At 55.4% G+C, this 4,278-nt stretch carries 3 protein-coding genes and 1 pseudogene; 1 reads left to right on the plus strand and 3 read right to left on the minus strand.

Annotated features, from left to right (window positions below; translation table 11 throughout):
• Positions 1-738: 738 nt before the first annotated feature.
• From FD715_RS22135 to FD715_RS22145, 3 genes are read right to left on the minus strand one after another with little or no spacing between them, the layout of a single operon-like run.
• On the minus strand, positions 739-1,710 hold the full coding sequence (locus tag FD715_RS22135; protein ID WP_147115374.1) for a hypothetical protein: 972 nt from the start codon (positions 1,708-1,710) through the stop codon (positions 739-741).
• Positions 1,707-2,558 carry a serine/threonine-protein kinase gene (locus tag FD715_RS22140; RefSeq protein ID WP_189799614.1) on the minus strand — a complete coding sequence of 284 codons (852 nt, stop codon included), beginning with the start codon at positions 2,556-2,558 and terminating at the stop codon, positions 1,707-1,709. The genes FD715_RS22135 and FD715_RS22140 overlap by 4 nt, the downstream gene beginning before the upstream one ends.
• Positions 2,545-3,270, minus strand: a complete 726-nt coding sequence (locus FD715_RS22145; RefSeq protein ID WP_147115380.1) for a hypothetical protein — start codon at positions 3,268-3,270, stop codon at positions 2,545-2,547. Before FD715_RS22145 ends, FD715_RS22140 begins: the two co-directional genes overlap by 14 nt.
• A 553-nt stretch (positions 3,271-3,823) precedes the next feature.
• Between FD715_RS22145 and FD715_RS22150 the strand changes: the two are divergent.
• Positions 3,824-4,278: pseudogene (locus FD715_RS22150) on the plus strand (plasmid recombination protein); the annotation flags it as partial.

The following is a 4,278-nucleotide window of genomic DNA, read 5'->3' on the forward strand; positions in this document are numbered from 1 at the left end:
CCGAGCAGCAAGGCGCGAAGCGCCGACTGCGCGGGCTACTTAGTGAGTATAGACAGGGGAGCGCGGCAATCGTTGTAGTAGGCCCTTTTGTTTCAAGATTCGCACGTTGGAACGGCCGCTTCGTCTGCCTTGGATCGATGTTAAGATCTGTTTCCCGGTCGACGGTGGACTTGGTCCAGAAGGGTCACGACGGACGTAGTTCATCTCCTCAAGGGACATAGGGGCGGCAAGCCGACTTGCTGCGATGCGGCATTGCAGCCGCGTAAAATAGTGACAGCCGCCATTCACGAGCATGACAGCGAAACTTCCACTAGCGCGGGCCTATTCGGGCGTTGAGGCCGTTCCCCGAAGTCGAGATCGGTCACTACGATGATCGAGGCGCGCTCCCAGACGCGGGCGGTGAGGTGGAACAGCAGCTGTCCGCCGGTCGGCAACGCGCACAGTGCCGCAGGTTGTTATGTCGCTTCCTAAAACGCAATCACGTTCGAAGTATCGACCGTCTGTTCACGGCCCCCCTTGCAACTGAAGCCACTGATAGTCGCCCGACATATCTGCCAGCATTCTCGTTCCCGCCGAAGCCCAAGAAGGCTGATATGAGTTGCTTCCGTCGCGAAGAATCAAACCTGCAGTGTGAACTTGGCTGTGAAGGGTATTGGCGCTCGCTAAATCAGATATGACGATTTGCATCGCTTGCCGTGCATCTGCCGATGCCGCAAGTGGACTCACATACGCAATTATCTAGTGGATCATATGCCGATAGGAATCCCACTTCTGCCATGCAGTGGCGGTCACTGTTGACACTGCCCCTGAGTACGGCGAGTGAACCAGAATTGTGTTCTGCAGCGCAGTTGGCAGCTGGAGTAATTCATCTGGGTACACAATTGTGCCCCAAAGCGGAGTAGAAAAGAAGCGTGGCGGCGCGTCGCCACCACCACCTTGCCCCGTCGACGGCTGGAAGCGAGATCGTGTGAAACCCCAAAGGTTTTGCCAAAAGCCAATGGCCGCGGCTCTCGCGCCAGAACCGAAAGCAAGCCCGGCCAATGGGCCCGCGTATGCGTGAAGGACGGGCTTCCCCGTGCAAGCGAGTGTTAAGCCTGCCGAACAGTAACGGAATACCGCTTCGACGTCCGTTGGAAGACGCTCAGCGCTGTCAAATTCGACAGCGTAGTACCAACCATCGGCATTGAGTGCCGTCGCTTGGGATAAGATAGATTGCGCGACTTGGGATGTTGTGATGCTACCGCCCATGACGACAGTTGCGTAGGTCGGAATGCCTAGCGAGTCACCCGCAGCTTTAGCAGCAGCAAAGAGACGAGCATTCAGCTGAGCCATATCTGGCCGAGCCGCCTCGTAGGGTATCGCTGGTGCAATAACCGCGCTAGAGCCTAGTGCTTGGTTTTCATCACGCAGAGCAGCTGTGAGATTTGCAAAGGAGTGAGCTGAAAGCGCTCCAAGAGATGCGATCGACTGCCGGAACTGTGCGATTGGGTAGCTGGAGAGCTTTCCATCCGCAAAGTCGGGTTCGTAGAATTGAGGGTCGAGGAGAACATCCGCGCCAGCGCGTTTATAATCGCTCGCGTATTCTTGTGCCTTCTCGTATGCCAAGTCTTTCGGGCTCAGGATTACACCTGCACCCATTCCAGTTTGCAGCATTTCGAGAATAAATTTCTGATTGTTAGCACCGCATTGATGCCAAGCTCCCCGCCTCATTGCTGCCCCCCCAAACCATTTAGGATGGTTCCGACCATAGCCGCACTAGTTGGTCTGCGACCTCGTTCTTTTTCCAGCAATCGTTGCAGGACAAGCTTCAGGGTCGGGTCAAGACCCAAGTAGTCAGGGTCCGATCTGAAATCCTCCGACGTACAAATGGCTTCGTCTAGTTCGTCAAATGTCTTCGGGCTATCAGTTAGGGATGGGTGCTTCCCAACTGCCGCCTCGTAAAGAATGACGCCTAGAGCATACAGGTCAGTTCGTGGATCGATATCACGCTTCGTACCGCGGAGCTGTTCCGGGGCAAAATATTTCGGGGTACCCAGCATCGCGCCCTCAACGGTTGCGGTGAGACTTTCCATGTCCAGAAGTCGTGCGAGGCCAAAGTCAATAATTACAGGCTTCCCTGTATTATCGACCCTGACATTGCTGGGTTTAAGGTCCCTGTGTACGATATTATTTTCCGCTAGCGCATTTAGACCGCCGCAGAGGGGAACAAATATATCTTTGATCTGCTGTAGGCTCAACTTTCCATGAGCCGCTAAGTAGTGTGAGAGATCGCTTCCGGCTACAAATTCTTCCACTAGGTAGTGCCGCGTTTTACCACCGCGCGCGCTGTATTCGTATTCAACCACCCTGGCTACGTTGGGATGGTTGAGGGTTTGCATCGCCAAAACTTCACGCTGAACTCTTTCGAGAGACTGCGTTGGAGCAATGATTTTCAAGCAAAAATCATCATCGTTTCTTTTGACGTGGAAAGCCGCTTTTTGAGCGCTTGGAGTCAGTGCGGTTATAAACTCATAATCCGGGTGCTGCTGACTTGCGTCATCTATACTAACTTGAAACACTGTTATCAGAAGCCCTCAAATCTCCTGCCGCTCTCGCAGCGACAGTATAGTAGTATGCCCAAGCCTTAGGGGATGACTTCCTTGCTCGCTTCACAACGCGACTTACGCCATTGTCGTCGATCGAAATCAGCCCCAAGCCCAATGACGAGAAAGCTAATTCGTCCTTAACGCGTTTAGCAACACCCTCAGGCAGAGCCACAAAGGACCGGTGCGCGAAAATGCGATTTCGTGACGCTTGCGCAACAGCTTTCTTCCAGTCGGAAACTTTCACCTCGACTGCCGAAACATCACCCAAGATGTTCCGCCATGGCTGCGCCAAGCTAAAGTTCTTTTGAATCTGCTCGATTACGCCCTGTCCTTGGAGCGCATCTAGTTTGTTAAGCGTGGTCTTTTCGCTCAAACCCAGACGTTCCGCAATTGTCTCTCCGCGAGCGCGCCGAGCTGCGCGCAGGTATCCGAGAATTGCAATGGATATGCTGTCTGCGTCAGCGATGCTTACGGCCTCAGGCCGCACACTTGCTCGTAGCAAATCTGGCACCCCCGCTCCAACCGGGACGGTGCTTCCCGTCCAAGAAAATTCACCGAGAGGGAGTAACTTCGCGATATGTTTTTCTACAGAAGCTTGCAGAACAGCTTCAGGGCCGACTTTGAGTGGCCGAAACACCGAAACATCAGCGTGGCTTGATGCTGTAAGTTGGACTGAATCAAGCAATTTTTTTCCCCACTCGCGTGGGCTGCAGTTTACCCATTTTTTTCAATTAGTCCAGTATCTTGTGATCTTTGATCACTAGATGTTCGACATAAAATTGTGAGCTCCTCGAGCGAACAGAGGCGACAAAGCGTGAGGGGGTGAATGCCGTGGGTCTGTTCCAGCTGTAGGTGAGCGGCGTCGGACAATCCGGATCAAGGTCCGCTTCGTCCGCTTCACCGCCACTAACTGGCCATAAGTGCTGCGCACCGAACGAACGTCGAGTCTGGTGAATGCCGCGGGGCAGCCCGGCGCCATCTCGCACGACGACTGATGGCCGAAAGCGGCCGTAGCTTGCAACCATTGGCCAGGTTCTTCGCGGACCAGAGCCAGGCTGAGGCTTATTCAGCGAACTGGCGGTTGTGAACAGCGGACTGACCCGCGACAGCCCAGTTGGGATGACTGTCGCTCAAATCTACGGAGGCCTCAACGCCCACTTTCGCTCCCCCTTTAGCTTGCATTTCTGTCTTCAGTGCGATGATCCCACCTCCCGACCTCCCAAGCAGGAGGTCGAGAGGTGGAAGAGGCGCAGCAGGAGCATCCGGTGGTCATGCGGATGCAGGGTCTTTGGCCGGAGAACCTTCAAGGCTACGAGAAGCATCGCAAGCGAGAAGGCGGTGATACTGGGCACGTGGATCGGTCCCGATCGAGGCTGAACGAGCGCCTAATCGGAAGAGAGGATTGGGCCCAGTTCGTGCATAGGGAGATCCAGCGGATGCGGCTCGCGAACTTTGATCGCGAGCTGACGCGGCTCCGCAAGCGGCGGCGCACAAGCGAGATCGAGAGGCGCCTGGTAGAAGGCGCCAAGGACCCTTGGCGGCCGACGCGGCATGGTCCGCTGCGGGAGGTAATCCTGACGGCCAATGCCGAGTGGTTCGAGGGGCCCGATGGTGATCCGTTTGAGGACGGCTACGGGCCCCGCGAGCAGGCCTTCCAACGGCTTGCCGTTGCTTGGCTCCGGAAGACCTTCGG

Origin of the sequence: Tateyamaria sp. syn59, from assembly GCF_007995245.1 — a bacterium.
Taxonomy (GTDB): Bacteria; Pseudomonadota; Alphaproteobacteria; order Rhodobacterales; family Rhodobacteraceae; genus Tateyamaria.

Excerpts from the sequence above, each read along its gene's own strand:
- FD715_RS22135 (WP_147115374.1), bottom strand. The coding sequence starts at position 1,710 with ATGAGGCGGGGAGCTTGGCATCAATGCGGTGCTAACAATCAGAAATTT.